The 16,279-nt window shown below is 63.1% G+C and carries 9 protein-coding genes and 1 pseudogene; 1 reads left to right on the plus strand and 9 read right to left on the minus strand.

Annotated elements, in window-relative coordinates:
• Positions 1-656 precede the first annotated feature (656 nt).
• Positions 657-2,624, plus strand: coding sequence for a M23 family metallopeptidase (locus tag NKI21_RS22800; RefSeq protein WP_352867443.1), 1,968 nt, complete (start codon positions 657-659; stop codon positions 2,622-2,624).
• 6 nt (positions 2,625-2,630) lie between these two features.
• On the opposite strand, the gene NKI21_RS22805 is transcribed toward NKI21_RS22800, so the two are convergent.
• The 9 genes and pseudogenes from NKI21_RS22805 to NKI21_RS22845 all read right to left on the minus strand — a co-directional run bounded on the left by NKI21_RS22805 (position 2,631) and on the right by NKI21_RS22845 (position 16,102).
• Complete coding sequence (locus tag NKI21_RS22805; RefSeq protein ID WP_352867446.1) at positions 2,631-4,190, minus strand: MFS transporter; 1,560 nt, start codon at positions 4,188-4,190, stop codon at positions 2,631-2,633.
• A gap of 220 nt (positions 4,191-4,410) precedes the next feature.
• Positions 4,411-5,916 (minus strand): L,D-transpeptidase family protein, encoded by a 1,506-nt coding sequence (locus NKI21_RS22810; protein ID WP_352867449.1) that lies wholly within the window; start codon positions 5,914-5,916, stop codon positions 4,411-4,413.
• Positions 5,917-6,070: 154 nt separating this feature from the next.
• Positions 6,071-6,429, minus strand: a pseudogene (locus tag NKI21_RS22815) (MmcQ/YjbR family DNA-binding protein); the annotation flags it as partial.
• Positions 6,430-6,486: 57 nt separating this feature from the next.
• Positions 6,487-9,093: an ATP-dependent chaperone ClpB gene (gene clpB / locus NKI21_RS22820; RefSeq protein WP_352867452.1), complete on the minus strand. Its 2,607-nt coding sequence runs from the start codon at positions 9,091-9,093 to the stop codon at positions 6,487-6,489.
• Positions 9,094-9,312: 219 nt separating this feature from the next.
• Positions 9,313-10,233, minus strand: a complete 921-nt coding sequence (locus NKI21_RS22825; protein ID WP_352867455.1) for a DUF4167 domain-containing protein — start codon at positions 10,231-10,233, stop codon at positions 9,313-9,315.
• Between the two features lie 303 nt (positions 10,234-10,536).
• Complete coding sequence (gene prmC, locus NKI21_RS22830; RefSeq protein WP_352441698.1) at positions 10,537-11,412, minus strand: peptide chain release factor N(5)-glutamine methyltransferase; 876 nt, start codon at positions 11,410-11,412, stop codon at positions 10,537-10,539.
• Positions 11,405-12,484 (minus strand): peptide chain release factor 1, encoded by a 1,080-nt coding sequence (gene prfA, locus NKI21_RS22835; RefSeq protein ID WP_352441699.1) that lies wholly within the window; start codon positions 12,482-12,484, stop codon positions 11,405-11,407. The genes prmC and prfA overlap by 8 nt, the downstream gene beginning before the upstream one ends.
• 10 nt (positions 12,485-12,494) lie before the next feature.
• Positions 12,495-14,765, minus strand: coding sequence for a phosphoenolpyruvate--protein phosphotransferase (ptsP, locus tag NKI21_RS22840; RefSeq protein ID WP_352441700.1), 2,271 nt, complete (start codon positions 14,763-14,765; stop codon positions 12,495-12,497).
• Between the two features lie 83 nt (positions 14,766-14,848).
• A complete protein-coding gene (locus NKI21_RS22845) occupies positions 14,849-16,102 on the minus strand; it encodes an aspartate kinase (protein WP_013529459.1) in 1,254 nt (417 codons plus the stop codon).
• Between the last annotated feature and the right edge of the window lie 177 nt (positions 16,103-16,279).

Below are 16,279 nucleotides of genomic sequence, written 5' to 3' on the forward strand. Positions count from 1 at the left end.
ATACCCCTGGCGGGATAAGAGGTTCAGCAGGACTCTGCCGCCCACGTTTCTCTTTCTTCATTATTCAATTTTCAAAGAACAGACACCGCAAACGCAATGTCGTGGCCCGTTTCGCTTTTGGCTCCGGGGCCGTCCGAGTGTCGCTTACGCGGCTCTCTTGAATTTCGCTAAGGGCAGGCTTAGAAGCAAACTCCTTCGTCGCCAGCGGCGAGCCGCCCTCGTTCGTGAGGCGTATATAGTCGCCACACTCGACAACTGTCAACACACATCGACAATGTTTTTGAAGTTTTTGCGACAGAAATTTCGGACCCGATCTGTCGATAGCCGACTGCCCCAGGGGAACGCCGGCAATAGCGATTGGACGGCCAGGAAGGAGCCCTATTGCCGCCGCATTGCCGTTCGACACCAAAGCCAACGAAAGTGGGCGCCGCCGACGGAGCAGCGCCTCTCTTATGAGCCCTACTATATAGGAGTGTGCGATGGGCCTTGCAGAGAAGGTACACCGCCCCGCCTGGTAGAGCGCTCTATAAGAGAAGTGCTTGGGGGCTCGTTCGGAGCCTGGCGCTTCGTTGACTTCACCTGCCATGACAGGCAAATGTCACGGCCACAACAAAAGCGACAAGCCGTTCCGCCCGGGGAAGAAGCAGCCTTTCTGGATGCCAGACACGGAAGATGTCATAGCCGAACTCGGCAACGAGCCGCCGCTTATCGCGGATGGCCGCAGCGGCCCGCCCGACCGGCGCGAGGTTTCTGCACGCTGGCTGTCGGGAACATTTCTCACTGGCGTGACCTCGAGCGTGCTGATGGGCGTGGCGCTGTTCGCCGCCCTTGACGGCCGTCAGCAGCTGGCCACCCCACCCGAGATCGCCGAGTTGATCAGCCTTGCCGGCAACGGGGATTCCGGTGAAGTCGCCAAGACCACCAGGCTGGTGGCGCCGCGTCAGATCGCAAAGGCCAAGGACCGCCGCCGCATGGAAGTGTCGATGGTCACCAAGGTCGGCGACCGCGACGTCATCCACACCATGCCTTTCGTCCAGATCAAGATGGCCCTTGCCGCCGGCCACACCACCAGCCGCGCCTACCCACCCTTCGACCCGATGCAGGTGTTCGGCGACGACAGCGACGACAATGCCCAGCCGGCGACGGCCTCTGCCGCTTCCGGCCAGATCTACGGCGCCAAGGTCGAAAGCGAGATGAGCCTGAAGACCATCGATTTTCCGATCGAAACGGCTTCCTTCGACGAAAAGAGTGACCTCTCCGCCGACGAGGTGGAAAAAGTGGTGCGCGAAGCCGGCACCGACCTCAGCGACGGCGCCGTGCAGGTCGCTTCACTTCACTATGTCGACCCGCAGCGATTCGGCGAAGCTTTTGCCGAGAGCATGGCGGGCTCCTACGACGTCAAGATCGTGCCGGAAAATGTCTCGGTGGCGCCCCGCGCCACTGTTGACGACCAGGCGCCGGCTTTCGCCGAGGAAATCATCCCCTTCACCAAGGATCTCGACGTCACCGAGGCTTTTGCTAATTCGGGCTACACGGGTGAAGATGCCACCGGAATGGCCGAAGCCATCGCCAAGTTGCTCAACGCAACGGCGCTCAAAGCTGGAACCGTGCTGCGTGTCGGTCTTGAGGTTCACGGCGATGCCGCCAAGGTCGTGCGCACCAGCGTCTATGACCGGACCCAGCACATCGTCACCATCGCGCTCAACGATCGCGGCCAGTATGTGCCGGCGCAGGAACCGGATCCGAACCCCGAATTGCTGACGGCCTTCGATGATTCGTCGGCGCCCGTGGTGGTGCGCGGCAACCTGCCCAACGTCTATGACGGCATCTACCGCGCCGCCTATTCCTACGGCATGTCCAAGGTGATGACGCAGCGGTTGATCAAGTTGCTGGCGTCCGACGTCGACTTCCAGTCCCGCCTCAGCCCCGCCGACCGCATCGAAGTCCTGTTCTCGCAGCCCGACGGTGACGACCAGACCTCGGACAGCTCCGAGCTTCTTTACGTCTCGGCGACGTTCGGCGGCCAGACCCGCAACTTCTACCGCTTCCAGATGCAGGACGGCGGCACCGACTATTTCGATGAGGACGGCTCGAGCGCCGAGCAGTTCCTGTTGCGCAATCCCCTGCCCGCCGGGAAATTCCGCTCCGGTTTCGGCGCCCGCAGGCATCCCATCCTCGGCTATGTCCGCATGCACACCGGCGTCGACTGGTCCGCGCCGATCGGCACGCCGATCATCGCCGCCGGCAACGGCACGGTCGAGAAGGTCGGCTGGGCCGGCGGTTACGGCAAGCAGATCATCATCCGCCATGCCAATGGCTATGAGACATCATACAATCACCAGAGCGCTTTTGCCAAAGGCATCGAACCGGGCGTGCACGTCCGCCAGGGCCAGACCATCGGCTTCCTCGGCCAGACCGGCCTCGCCACCGGCCCGCATCTTCACTACGAACTGATCGTCAACGGCACCAAGGTTGATCCGATGCGTGTCCGCCTGCCGGTCGGCAAGGTGCTGAAGGGCGATGACCTCGTTGCCTTCAAGCGCGAGCGCGAGCGCATCGACGAACTGCTGAAGCAGGAAGACAGCGATTCGCTGAAGGTTGCGAGCGCCAAGATCGACGGTTGACCCGCTTCAGCCTTGCTGATCTTCGGCCTGTCGCGACCATGGCAATCGCTCACCGGGAATGGTCGTCCAGGCGATGACAGCCGCAAACAGGCAAAGCAGCGCGGTCACCGAAGAGACCGCGGCAAAAGCGGCGTCGCTGGCGGCGAGCCTCGCCGCATCGATGGCCGGCCCAAGCCCGGCTGGCGCCGGTTCACCAAATCCTGGGATGCCCGGCGTTGCGCTCGCGTCCAGCGCATTCGCGTAAACCCATGCGGCAAGCGAGCCCATCGCCGCCACCGCGATCAAACCGCCGATGCGTGAGACGGCATTGTTGATGCCGGAGGCCGCCCCCGTGTCCTTGTCTTCCACCGCCGTCATGATCGCGGTCGACAAAGGCGATACGACCAGAGCCATGCCGAGCCCCATCAGCCCCATCAGCGGGAATGTTCCGGTCCAGAAATTATGGATACCGGCGTAGGTGAGCAAGGCCAGCCCGGCAAACGCAAAAGCCACGACCAGGCTGCCGCAGGCGATCGGAAAACGCGGTCCGATCCGGTCCGACAGCTTGCCGACAGGTCCTGACAAAAGCGCGATGGCTGCCGACAAGGGCAGGAAGATGAAGCCGACCTCGGCCGTGCTCAGTCCCCAGCCGGCGATCAGCAGCATCGGCAGATAGAAAAGGTTGGCCGATAGCGCGAAATAGAGGAAGAACGTCGCCACATTGGCGCCAGCGAAAGCACCGACGCGAAACAGGCTGAGGTCGATCATCGGCTCGCGCTGCCGAAGCTCGAAGATGATGAAGACAGCCAGCAATACGACGCCTGCGGCAATGCTCGGCCCTGCCATGAGGCCCTCGCCGCTGGCGCTCATCGAGGTCAGCCCATAGGCAAGCGCGCCGAAGGCCAATGTCGCGAGCGCTGCACCGCCGAGATCCAGGCTGCGTTTCTCCGTCGGCGTATCGGCTGGAACCTTGGCCAGCAGAAGCCAGATCGAAATAAGCCCGAGCGGCAGGTTGATGGCGAAGATCGCCCGCCAGATGCCGTCGCCGAAGGCCGACAGCACGAAACCGCCGAACACCGGGCCAAGTGCCGTGGTCAGCGCTGAAGCCGCCGCCCAGATGCCGATAGCGCGGCCGCGTTCTTTCTTCGGGTAGGCCTTGGCGATGATGGCGAGGCTGCCGGGCACCATGATCGCTGCGCCAATGCCCTGGACGGCACGAAATGCGATCAGCACAATGGCATTCGGCGCCAGCGCACAGGCAAGCGAAGCGACGATGAACAGCGCAATGCCGGCCACGAAGGCGCGGCGTAGGCCGAATCGGTCGCCGGCGGCACCCCCGGCCAGGATCAGCGCCGACAGCGTCAACGCATAGGCATTGGAAATCCACTGCGCCTCGGCAAGGCTGGCGCCGAGGTTGACGCGGATCGCCGGTGTGGCGATGGCCAGGATCGAGCCGTCTATGAAGCCAAGCGCCGAGGCCAGAATTGCCGCGATCAGCACAAATCGCCGCTGCGACTGCGGACAGAACGTCCCATTCCTGACCGGGCTGGTCAGCGGGACGGCGGCAGCTTTACTCGGTGAATGCATGAAATCTTGCTTAAACCCCTAGCGCACCGGCAACAACCAGCCAGTGGCTTGCTGTCGCTGAAACCAGCCGTTTGGCCAGGTCGCACTCTGTCAGGGCGCAAATGGCACAGTCATGCTGGCGCCGTTACACGCAGCCGGCGGGGATTTCGGTGAGGCGACCACTTGAAAGCTCGGTTTCATTCTGATCGTGCATCTGGTCTATGCCGCCGCACTTCACAGTTCATTGCTGCGCAAGGTTATCGGCTGAAGGTCCGCCGACAAACTCCACCGTGACACCCGGTGAAACCAGCTTGGCCAACTCCCGCGCATCCCAGTTGGTCAGGCGTACGCAGCCATGGCTTTCGGTCTTGCCGATCTTCGACGGATCCGGCGTGCCGTGGATGCCATAGGTCGGCTTGTCCAGGGCGATCCAGACCGAGCCGACGGGACCGTTCGGGCCCGGCGGAATGGTCAGGACCTTGTCGTTCTGGCCCTGCTTGAAATTGATGCTGGGGTTGTAGGTGTAGTTCGGATCGAGCGCGACGCGCGACACCGTGTGTATGCCGGACGGTGACGGCGTGTCCGATGAGCCGATGGTTGCGGGATATGCCGCGACCAGTCTGCCGCCGGCATCATAGGCGAAAACCTCTTTCTTGTCCTTGTCCGCGACGATGCGGGCCACCGGCGTCGAAACCAGTTTTCCGAAATTGGCGACCTTGATGGTTGTGCCGGGACGATTGAAATCGACGTCCGGGTTGAGCGCTTTGAGATAATTCTCGTCCATGTGGAAGCGCTCCGCGAGCGCCTCGGTCACGGACGTATAACCCATGCGGTCGAGTTGCGCCTTCTGGCTGTAGTCTTCCGGGATCGACGCGACATAGGGACCGGCCGCATCCTCCGCTGTGATCGTGTAGTTGGCGAAGGCATCGCCGCCGGATTGCGCAAGTGCCGCCTGGATGGCGACCGCGTCGGTCGATCGCAGATTGGCGCCGGTGATCTGGTTGTAGGCAGCGAGCGCCTTGTCGACATTCGAACCGAAACGCCCGTCGATGACGCCAGGCGAAGCGCCACCCCGGTCGAGCAGCACCTGAAGGGCGGCGACATCCTGGCGCGCTCCCAGCGAAAGTGCTGGGGCAACAGTGGCCTTGTCGTCAGCCTTTGGTGGCAGAGCCGCCTGATCGGCGGGTATCGCCGGCTGGGCAGGGTCTATCGAGGCCTCGTTCAGCGGCTGGCGCTTGATGGTGCCCGGCTTCGCCGGCTGTGGCGCGTCGGGATAATTGTCGTCGTAGCTGCCATCGTCCTGCGGTGGGGGAGGATAGGCTTCGACGGAATTGTCCCCATAGGGATCGTACTCGTCCGCCGGTGGCGGGATAACGCGGCCTTCCTCTTCCAACTGCTGGCGGCGGAACCGCGCCATGTCTTCCGGATCGTCGAGATAGTAGCGGTCGTCGCCGTCGGGGGCGCGGCCCAATTCGCGCAGTCGTGTCTCACGGCGCAGGGCACGACGGTCGAGCCGGGTCTGCGGCGGCTGGATGGCGATGACCTTGCCGGTATCGGCATCGACGATGACGCGGTTGCCTCTAGCGTCGTAGTAGATGTCGAGATTGCCGTCCTGGGCGATAAGGATGCCCCCGGTATCGGCGGCACGGACAATCGGTGGTGCGCTGTCCTGCGTTGGGGCAGCGATTGCATTGGCAGACAAAAGCCCGCCGGCAAGTACCGAAAGGGTGAAGATCGTACGCAGCATAGTGGCGAAACTCTCCGGTCCGTAATTGCCGCCGCCCGGCATTGTTCTCTGGCGAAGCCCCTCGCCAGCAAACCAGTTACCCACCATATGGTTCCAACATGAACCGGGCATGAAGATGGCGGTTTCCCGGCACCTCGACGAATATTGGGTGGCCTGCGGCAAGCCCCAATTCCTTGCGCGCCTGCTTCGTCAGTTTCAGGGCAACAAGGCGATGGCTCTCGCGCAGATAGTCTTTCAGCGCAGCATCATCCATGCTCTGGCTTGTCCGACGCTGGATCCATGTCATGCCGCGCGAGGCAAGATAGGGCGCTGGTCGCAGGCCCGGCTGCTCCTTGAGCACATCATAGGCGATTTCGGAGCATTGAACGTGACGAAGAGCTGCTGGCCCTGGTCCCAGCCGCCGATCGCGAAGACCTTGGCTCCGACCTTCCAGACATGGGCTCCGCCCCACTGGACGACATGGCTCGTCGCAGGCAGCGATGCGCAGAAGCTGTTATAGTCGTCCAGCGTCATCCCCGCCCCCGTTTATATGAAAAAGCCGCGCGTCCAGGATGGACGCGCGGCTTTGGATCAGGCTGCCACTTCCGCCGCCACAATCGTCGGTTTCGAGCGGAAGTTCAGCCGATCGGAACCGGCTGTCACCTTGACGGTCGAGCCGTCGAGGATGTCGCCGAGCAGGATCTTCTCCGCCAGCGGGTCCTGCAATTCCTTCTGCATCACTCGCTTCAGCGGTCGCGCGCCATAGGCAGGGTCGTAGCCCTTGGCCGCCAGCCAATCGATCGCCTCCTGGTCCAGCGAAAGTGTGATCTTGCGATCGACAAGCAGGCTCTCCAGCCGCTTGAGCTGGATCTCGACGATGCGGCCCATATCCTGCCGGCGCAGCCGGTGGAACAGGATCACCTCGTCGACGCGGTTGAGGAACTCCGGCCGGAACGACGCCCTGACGACACCCATCACCTCGTCGCGAACCAGATCGACGTCCTGATCCTCGGTGAGATTGACGAGATATTCGGCGCCCAGGTTCGACGTCATGATGATCAGCGTGTTGCGGAAGTCGACCGTGCGGCCCTGGCCATCGGTCAGGCGGCCATCGTCGAGCACCTGCAACAGCACGTTGAACACATCGGGATGCGCCTTCTCGATCTCGTCGAACAGCACGACCTGATAAGGCCGGCGCCGCACCGCTTCGGTCAGCGCGCCGCCTTCCTCATAGCCGACATAGCCGGGAGGCGCACCGATCAGCCGGGCGACCGAGTGCTTTTCCATGAACTCCGACATGTCGATGCGCACCATCGCGCTGTCGTCGTCGAACAGGAAGCTTGCCAGCGCCTTGGTCAACTCGGTCTTGCCGACGCCCGTCGGCCCGAGGAACATGAACGAGCCGATCGGCCGGTTCGGATCCTGCAGGCCCGCGCGGGCGCGCCGCACAGCTTTCGAGACAGCTTGCACCGCCTCGCCCTGGCCGACGACACGCTTGCCGATCTCGTCTTCCATGCGCAGCAGCTTGTCGCGCTCGCCCTGCAGCATCTTGTCGACCGGAATGCCGGTCCAGCGCGAGACGATATGGGCGACATGATCGGGGGTGACCACCTCTTCGACCATGCCGGCTTTGCCGTCCTGGGTTTCGGCCTCCTTCAGCTTCTTTTCCAGCTCCGGGATCTTGCCATAGGCAAGCTCGCCGGCGCGCTGGAATTCACCCTTGCGCTGGGCAATGGCAAGGTCGTTGCGCGCCTCGTCGAGCTGCTTCTTCAGATCGGCGGCCAGCCCGAGCTTCTGCTTCTCCGCCTGCCATTTGGCGGTGATCTCGGTCGATTCCTCCTCAAGGCCGACGAGTTCCTTTTCCAGGCGGGCAAGCCGATCCTTCGAGGCGCCGTCCGTCTCGACCTTCAGCGCCTCGCGTTCGATCTTGAGCTGCATGATGCGGCGATCGATCTCGTCCAGCGCCTCGGGCTTGGAATCGACCTGCATGCGCAGCCGCGATGCGGCTTCGTCGACCAGGTCGATCGCCTTGTCCGGCAGGAAGCGGTCGGCGATGTAGCGGTTGGACAGCGTCGCCGCCGCCACCAGCGCCGAATCCGAAATACGCACCTTATGGTGCTGCTCGTACTTCTCCTTCAGGCCGCGCAGGATCGAGACGGTGTCTTCCACCGTCGGCTCGTCGACGAACACCGGCTGGAAGCGGCGGGCAAGCGCTGCATCCTTCTCGACATGCTTGCGATACTCATCGAGCGTAGTGGCGCCGACGCAGTGCAACTCGCCCCGCGCCAAAGCCGGCTTCAACAGGTTCGACGCATCCATGGCGCCATCCGCCTTGCCGGCGCCGACCAGCGTGTGCATCTCGTCGATGAACAGGATGATGTTGCCGTTGGCCGAGGTGACTTCGGAGAGCACTGCCTTCAGCCGCTCCTCGAACTCGCCGCGATATTTGGCGCCGGCAATCAGCGCGCCCATGTCGAGCGCCATCAGCTGCTTGTCCTTCAGCGATTCCGGTACGTCGCCATTGACGATGCGCAGCGCCAGGCCCTCGGCGATCGCCGTCTTGCCGACGCCGGGTTCGCCGATCAGCACGGGATTGTTCTTGGTGCGGCGCGACAGCACCTGGATGGTGCGGCGGATCTCGTCGTCACGGCCGATCACGGGGTCCAGCTTGCCGGCACGGGCATCCGCGGTCAGGTCGCGCGCGTATTTCTTCAGCGCGTCGTAGCCCTGTTCGGCACTCGCCGAATCGGCGGTGCGGCCCTTGCGGACATCGTTGATGACCTGATTGAGCGCCTGCGCGGTGACGCCGGCCTTGGCCAGTATGTCGGCGGTCTTGGCCGATTTCTCCATGGCGAGCGCCTGCAAGAGCCGCTCCACCGTGACAAAGCTGTCGCCGGCTTTCTTGGCCAGTTCCTCGGCGGTCGAAAACACTTTTGCCAGCGGCTGCGCCAGATAGAGCTGGCCATTGCCGCCCTCGACCTTGGGCATCGCTTCGAGCGCCGCCTCGACGCCAAGCTTGACGTCGCGGACGTTGCCGCCGGCGCGTTCGATCAGCGACGCGGCCAGGCCCTCATCGTCGTCGACGAGCACTTTCAGGATATGTTCAGGGGTGAATTGCTGATGGTTGCGGGAAAGCGCCATGGTCTGCGCGGACTGGATAAAGCCGCGCACGCGCTCTGAGTATTTCTCGAGGTTCATATCTGTCTCCTTCCATCACCGGCCCGCTTTGCGGCACCGGATCCGATTGCGGTGACGGACCCGCCCATTCGAGCCGGGTCCAGTTGAGGCTGATATGGTGCACAAGCTCCGAACCCTCAAGACGTCTCGATATCGGCAACTTCATAATATTGCACGGCCGCCCAAACGAAAACGGCGGAGATTCCTCCCCGCCGTTCCATGTCTTGAGGTGCCGTTCGATCAGTTGTCGATATCGACATTGACCGGCTGGGCATTGCCGCTTTCGACCGGGGCCGCCTCGGCACTTTCGCCACCGCCATCAACCTGATCGGCGTTCACGCGCGGGCGGCGCGGACGACGCGGACGACGGGCAGCCCCGCTTTCAGCGGCCGCCTCGTTGAGTTCGGCCTGGGCGGCAAGACCTGCCGGGGAAAGATTCTCGAACGACGGAGCCGGTTCGGCCGGCGCTACAGATTCGGTCGGCGAAACGGCTTCGCCCTGAACCGGGGTCTCGTTGCCCTGGGGCTGACCACCTTGCTCCACAGACGAACCAAAGTCGCGCTGGCCGTTCTGGCCATAACCGCCATTGGGGCGACGATCGCGATGGCGCCCGCCATTGTTGTCGCGGCCACCATTGTTACGCCCGCCATTGTTATCGCGGGCCTCGCGGCCACCTTCCCGGTTGAGCGCAACCTCGGCAGGCGTCCCTTCGATGACCGGCTGCGGGCCGGCGCCATGGTTGATCACCGGGATCTGGACGTCGGAAACAGTGTTGCTGTTGTTGTTGCCGCCATTGTCGAAATCGTCGCGATCCTCGTCGCCGTCATCGTCGAAATCATCGCGATTCTGCTGCGCGTTCTGGATCGGCATCTGCGCCTGTGCGGCCGCGATGATGCGATTGTAGTGCTCGGCGTGCTGGAGATAGTTCTCCGCCATGACCCGGTCGCCGGAGCTGTGAGAATCGCGGGCAAGGGTGGCATATTTTTCTGCGATCTGCTGAGCCGAACCGCGGATCTTCACATCCGGGCCATTGCTCTCGTAGTTGCGCGTCAGGGGATTAGGCCCCTTGCGGTTGTTGTTATTGTTGTTGTTATTGTTACCACCGCCGCCGCCACTATTGTTGCGACCGCGCATGCGCCTGTTCTGCTGTTGTGGCCTCATCAAACTCTCTTCATTTTGAAATTTTCGAAAAACTCTTCACGAACGGAGGCGCTCATGCAGCCAGCCGTTTCGTCTCTTCACCGGCGTTCGCCCGCATCGATTGCGTTGGCGCCACGTGCCATCCTGTTCCGGTTACATCACTTGCCGGACGATTCCCGCACGAAGCTTGGGCATCGTTTGCGCAAGAAGGCAGCTATTTCCAAGGAAAACCGAATCGCTAAGAGCACTGCCTGCTTCGTCTCATCCGGTTAAGGCGACCCTAGCCGCATTCCCCGGCATTGCCAAGCGCTTTTTTGCACTGCGTCAAGGCTTTATCCTTTCAAAGACAACAACCCTGTCGTTTCCACCGAGGTCACGAAAAGCACCGCCCGGCACATAGCCGGCTGCAGCGAATATCTCGCAGACCTCGTTGCGTTGCGTATGGCCGATCTCGACCGCAATCCTGCCTTCAGTTTCCAAAAACCTTGCCGCTTCCGCAGCGATGGTTGTGTAGGGGTTCAGACCGTCCGCGCCACCATCCAGGGCCAGGTGCGGGTCGAAATTGCGGACTTCGTCCTGCAGATTTCCAATGTCTTCCGTGGTTATATAGGGAGGGTTTGCGACAATTACATGGTACCGGCCGGAAACTTTTTCGAACCAGTCCGACTGCAGCGTCGTGAACCGGCCTGCAAGACCCAGTTGCCCGGCATTGCGCGCCGCCGTCGCCAGCGCACCCGCGGACAGATCGACGCCCGTGGCGTTAGCCGTCGGCACGACGCTGAGCAGCGCCAGCGCAATGGCGCCGGTGCCGGTGCCAAGATCGAGGATGCGGCACTCGCCTTCCCGCGCCGCAACTGCCTTGACGAAGGGCAATATTGCCTCGACCAGCGTTTCGGTATCCGGCCGCGGCTCCAGCGTTTCCGGCGACAGCGACAGGCGCAAACCGTAGAATTCACGATAGCCGAGGATGCGATGCACCGGTTCGCCGCCAGCGCGGCGTCTCAAGGCGGCATCGATTTCGGCAACAACGCCGGCGCCGAGCCTGCGTTTGGGGTCCGCAATGGCTTGCGTGCGCGTGGTGCCGGAAAAATGCTCGACGATCAGCCTCGCATCGAGCGCCGGATCATCGATAGCGGCAGCGGCAAGCCGAGCCTGCGCTTCCCGCAGCAGCGGCCCGAGTGCATCGGGCAGGTCAGTCATCGATGCCGATGTCGGCGAGCAATTTCGACTGGTGATCGGCGATCAGCGCGTTGATGATCTCGTCGAGTTCGCCCATCATTACCCGGTCGAGCTTGTAGAGCGTCAAATTGATGCGGTGGTCGGTGACGCGGCCTTGCGGAAAATTATAGGTGCGGATGCGTTCCGAGCGGTCACCGGAACCGACCTGTGACTTGCGCGATTCGGAACGCTCCTCGTCAGCCTTTCCGCGCTCCAGATCATAGAGCCGGGCCCGCAGGATCTGCATGGCCTTGGCGCGGTTCTGATGCTGCGATTTCTCCGCCTGCACGACCATGATGCCGGTCGGCAGATGGGTGATGCGGACGGCCGAATCGGTGGTGTTGACGTGCTGGCCGCCCGAACCCGAGGCGCGCATCGTGTCGATGCGGATGTCTTCGGCCCTGATGTCGATGTCGACCTCTTCGGCTTCGGGCAGCACCGCGACGGTTGCCGCCGAAGTGTGGATGCGCCCGCTCGCCTCGGTTGCCGGCACGCGCTGCACCCGGTGCACGCCGGATTCGAACTTCAGATGCGCAAAGACGCCCTTGCCGGACACGGTGGCGATGATTTCCTTGTAGCCGCCGGCATCGCCATCGCTGGCCGAGGCGGTCTCGAAACGCCAGCCGCGTTCGGCGGCGTAGCGCTCATACATGCGAAACAGGTCGCCGGCGAACAGCGCCGCCTCGTCTCCGCCGGTGCCGGCGCGGATTTCGAGAATAGCGTTCTTGTCGTCGGCGGCATCCCTGGGCAACAGCAGGATCTGAATGTCCTTCTGCAGCGCCTCGATGCGGTCTTCGATCTCCGGCAGCTCGGCCTCGGCGAGCGCCCGCATCTCGGCATCGGTGCCCTTGTCGGCAAGCATGGCTTCGAGGTCGGCCTGCTCACGCTCGGCCAGGCGCAGTGCCCTGACCTTGGCAACCATGTCCTGGATTTCGGCATATTCGGACGCCATGCGCACATAGGCATCCGGCGCCGGGCCGGCTGACATCTGCGCTTCGAGCATCTCGAAACGCTTGACGACTTGATTCATACGATCGCGGGGCAAATTGACCATGATGAGGCTGCTATAACGGGATCGAACGGTCGTCGGCAAAGGCCTGCAGCAGCGCTCGCATCGGCAAGCCCTGTGCCGGAGCCATCAGATTGTCGTCGAAAAACGCCTTCAACTCGTCCAGCGGCAGTTCCGTCAGCATCGCCTTGACCGGACCGATCGATGCCGGCGACATCGAGATCGAACGGAAGCCGAGTCCGATCAGCGCCATCGCCGAAATCGGCTTGCCTGCGAGTTCGCCGCACAGCGTCACCGGCGTATTGTTGCGGACGCCGGCATCGGCGATCTGCTTGAGCACCCGCAGGAACGGCGCCGACAGCGTGTCGAAGCGGTTGGCCAGTTGCGTGTTGCCGCGGTCGACGGCCATGACGAACTGGAACAGGTCGTTCGAACCGACCGAGACGAAATCGACCGACTTCATCAGTTCATCGAGCTGGAACAGGAGCGACGGCACTTCCAACATGGCGCCCAACTTCAGGCTGGTCGGCAAATGATGGGCAAAGCGCGAGAGATGCCGCACCTCGCGGTCGATGATCTCGCGTGCCTGGGTGATCTCGCCAAGCTCGGTCACCATTGGCAGCATCAGCTTCAATTCGCGGCCGCCGCTGGCCTTGAGCAACGCGCGAATCTGGGTGCGCAGCAGGCCCGGCCGGTCGAGCGTCAGGCGGATCGCCCGCCAGCCAAGCGCCGGGTTCTCTTCCTGGATCGCGCCCTTGAAATAGGGCAGCACCTTGTCGCCGCCAATATCGATGGTGCGGAAGGTGACCGGCTTGCCACGCGCCGCCTCGAGCACGTCGCGGTAGAGCTTTTCCTGGGCTTCGGCCCGGGGAAATGTCGAGGCGACCATGAACTGAAGTTCGGTGCGGAACAGGCCGATGCCGGCCGCACCCGCTTCGGCAAGCTGCGGCAGGTCGACGGCAAGACCGGCATTCATCAGCAAATCGACCTGGACACCATCTCTGGTCGTCGACGGCTTCTTGCGCAGCTCGCGGTAGACCTCTTGCCGGCGCGCCCTGAAACGCACCTTTTCGGCGTAGGCGGCTTCGAGATCTGGCTGCGGCCGCAAATGGATCACGCCCTCTTCGCCGTCGACGATGATGGCATCGCCGTTTTCCGCCATGGAAACGGCGCCCTTCATCTGGCCGGCGACGGGGATGCCCATGGCACGCGCGACGATGACGACGTGGCTGGTCGCCGCACCATCCTCGAGCACCAGCCCGCGCATCTTGTCGCGGGGATAATCGAGCAGCTCGGCGGCCCCCATCGAACGGGCGACGATGATGGCGTCCTTCGGCAGCGATGCCGCGACATCTTCCGGCCCGCGCCCCATCAGCTGGCGCAGCAGGCGGTTGGCGAGGTCGTCGAAATCGCTCATCCGCTCGCGCAGATAGGGATCGGTCATGTGCAGCATGCGGGCGCGCATGTCGCTCTGCACCTTTTCCACCGCCGCTTCGGCCGTCAGGCCGTTGCGGATGGCCTCTTCCAGCCGCCGCACCCAGCCGCGATCGTTGGCGAACATGCGATAGGCTTCCAGCACCTGGCGATGCTCGCCTTCGAAGGCGACGTCGCGGCGTTCCAGCATGTCGTCGATGGACAGCCTGAGCGAGCTGAGTGAGGTCTCGAGCCGGCGGACCTCTTCCTCGCTGTCTTCGTTGAAAAGATTGGTGACGACGATGCGCGGCTCGTGCAGCACGACATGGCCGAGCCCGACGCCTTCATTGAAGGACAGGCCGGTGAAGCTGACAGGACGGCGCAGATCGAGTTCGAGGCCGGGCCGGGTCAGCCGCGCCAGATCGCCGGTGGCGATCATCTCGGCGATCACCATCGCGGTGGTTTCCAGCGCCTCGACCTCGTCGTCGCGGTAGTGGCGCATGGTCTTGTTTTGCACCACCAGCACGCCCAGCGTGCGCCCTGCCCGCAGCACCGGCACGCCGAGGAACGAGTTGTAGATCTCTTCTCCGGTCTCCGGCAGATAGGCGAAGGCAGGGTGTTCCTGCGCATTGGACAGGTTGAGCGGCCGCGCGCTGGCTGCGATCGTGCCGACCAGACCTTGGCCCAGCCGCAACTGCGCCAAATGGACGGCGTTCGGGTTCAGACCTTCGGTGGCGTAGAGTTCGAGCACCGAATCGGCGCGCAGCACATAGAGCGAGCAGACTTCCGCGACCATGTTGGAGGCGATGTCGCGCACAATCCGGTCAAGCCGCTCCTGCGGCTCCAGCGGCTCCTGCATGAGCTCGCGGAGCCGTTTGAGCAAAACGCGCGGGCCACTGGCCTGATCACGCATCGCGGCTTGTTCTCCAATGGGCATTCTGCCCGCCGCAGTTTCCACCGCGACCGGCGCACACGCAACAACTCAAATCGTTCTCGCTACTGCTTATCCAGACCGTAGACGGAATGCAAAGTACGAACCGCAAGTTCCGTATATGGACCGTCGATCAGGATCGAAATCTTGATCTCGGAGGTCGTGATGGCGCGGATGTTGATCGATTTGTCGGCCAGCGCCTTGAAAGCGGTGGCGGCGACGCCGGCATGGCTCCTCATGCCGATGCCGATGACCGAAACCTTCGACATGCCGGCTTCCGACTGCACGACATCGTAGCCGATCGAGGCCTTGAGGCGTTCAAGCACGGCCAGCGCCTTGTCGACATCGCCCGACGGCACGGTGAAGGTCATGTCGGTGAACTTGCCGTCCTCGGAAATGTTCTGGACGATCATGTCGACATTGATGTTGGCCTCGGCCAGCGGCCCGAAGATGCCGGCGGCAACGCCCGGCCGGTCGCCGACCCGGCGCAGCGAAATCTGCGCTTCGTCCTTGGCGTAGGCAATTCCGGTGACGACCTGCTGTTCCACGATCTCTTCCTCGTCGCAAATGAGCGTTCCGGGCGGATTGAGCAAATCCCCCATTCCGGGCGCGTCGGGATCGTCGAAGGACGACCGCACGAAGGTACGCACCCTGTGCACCATGGCAAGCTCGACCGAACGCACCTGCAGAACCTTGGCGCCGAGCGAAGCCATTTCAAGCATTTCCTCGAACGAGATCTTGGCCAGCCGCCGCGCCTTGGGCTCGATGCGCGGATCGGTGGTGTAGACCCCGTCGACATCGGTGTAGATGTCGCAGCGATCGGCCTTGACCGCCGCGGCGATGGCGACAGCACTAGTGTCGGAGCCGCCGCGGCCGAGCGTGGCGATGCGATTGTCCGGGCCGATGCCTTGGAAACCGGCGATCACCGCCACCTGGCCCTCGCCGAAGCGCTTGATCAGGAACGCGCCGTCGATGTCGAGGATGCGCGCCGCGCCATGCGCATTGTCGGTCTTGATCGGGATCTGCCAGCCCTGCCAGGAACGTGCATGCACGCCCATATTCTGCAAGGTGATGGCCAGAAGGCCGGCCGTGACCTGTTCGCCGGAAGCGACGACCGCGTCATATTCGCGTGCATCGTGCATCGGCGAGGCCTCACGCGTCCAGCCGACCAGTTCATTGGTTTTTCCAGCCATCGCCGAAACGACCACCGCCACCTCGTGGCCGGCGTCGACCTCGCGTTTGACGTGACGCGCCACGTTGCGGATGCGGGCGATGTCGGCGACCGAGGTTCCGCCGAATTTCATCACGATGCGCGCCATGGGAGCGAAATGCCTTTGCCTGAAGCCGGACCCGGCCAAAAGCCGGAATCCCGAAAAGCGGAAGGCCGGCTGACGCCGGCCGCTGAATGCGCGGCCTCCTTAGCCAAATGATGAAGGTTTCGCAAGGCTGGCGGCCGATTGCCGGTTCCAGAAGCCGGCATATTGCCTTCCGCCCCG

It is taken from the genome of Mesorhizobium sp. M0715 (assembly GCF_040320355.1).
In the GTDB taxonomy this organism is placed as follows: domain Bacteria; phylum Pseudomonadota; class Alphaproteobacteria; order Rhizobiales; family Rhizobiaceae; genus Mesorhizobium.

Excerpts from the sequence above, each read along its gene's own strand:
- NKI21_RS22845 (WP_013529459.1), bottom strand. The coding sequence starts at position 16,102 with ATGGCGCGCATCGTGATGAAATTCGGCGGAACCTCGGTCGCCGACATC.
- prmC (WP_352441698.1), bottom strand. The coding sequence starts at position 11,412 with ATGACTGACCTGCCCGATGCACTCGGGCCGCTGCTGCGGGAAGCGCAG.
- ptsP (WP_352441700.1), bottom strand. The coding sequence starts at position 14,765 with ATGCGTGATCAGGCCAGTGGCCCGCGCGTTTTGCTCAAACGGCTCCGC.
- NKI21_RS22805 (WP_352867446.1), bottom strand. The coding sequence starts at position 4,190 with ATGCATTCACCGAGTAAAGCTGCCGCCGTCCCGCTGACCAGCCCGGTC.
- NKI21_RS22825 (WP_352867455.1), bottom strand. The coding sequence starts at position 10,233 with ATGAGGCCACAACAGCAGAACAGGCGCATGCGCGGTCGCAACAATAGT.
- clpB (WP_352867452.1), bottom strand. The coding sequence starts at position 9,093 with ATGAACCTCGAGAAATACTCAGAGCGCGTGCGCGGCTTTATCCAGTCC.
- NKI21_RS22810 (WP_352867449.1), bottom strand. The coding sequence starts at position 5,916 with ATGCTGCGTACGATCTTCACCCTTTCGGTACTTGCCGGCGGGCTTTTG.
- NKI21_RS22800 (WP_352867443.1), top strand. The coding sequence starts at position 657 with ATGCCAGACACGGAAGATGTCATAGCCGAACTCGGCAACGAGCCGCCG.
- prfA (WP_352441699.1), bottom strand. The coding sequence starts at position 12,484 with ATGGTCAATTTGCCCCGCGATCGTATGAATCAAGTCGTCAAGCGTTTC.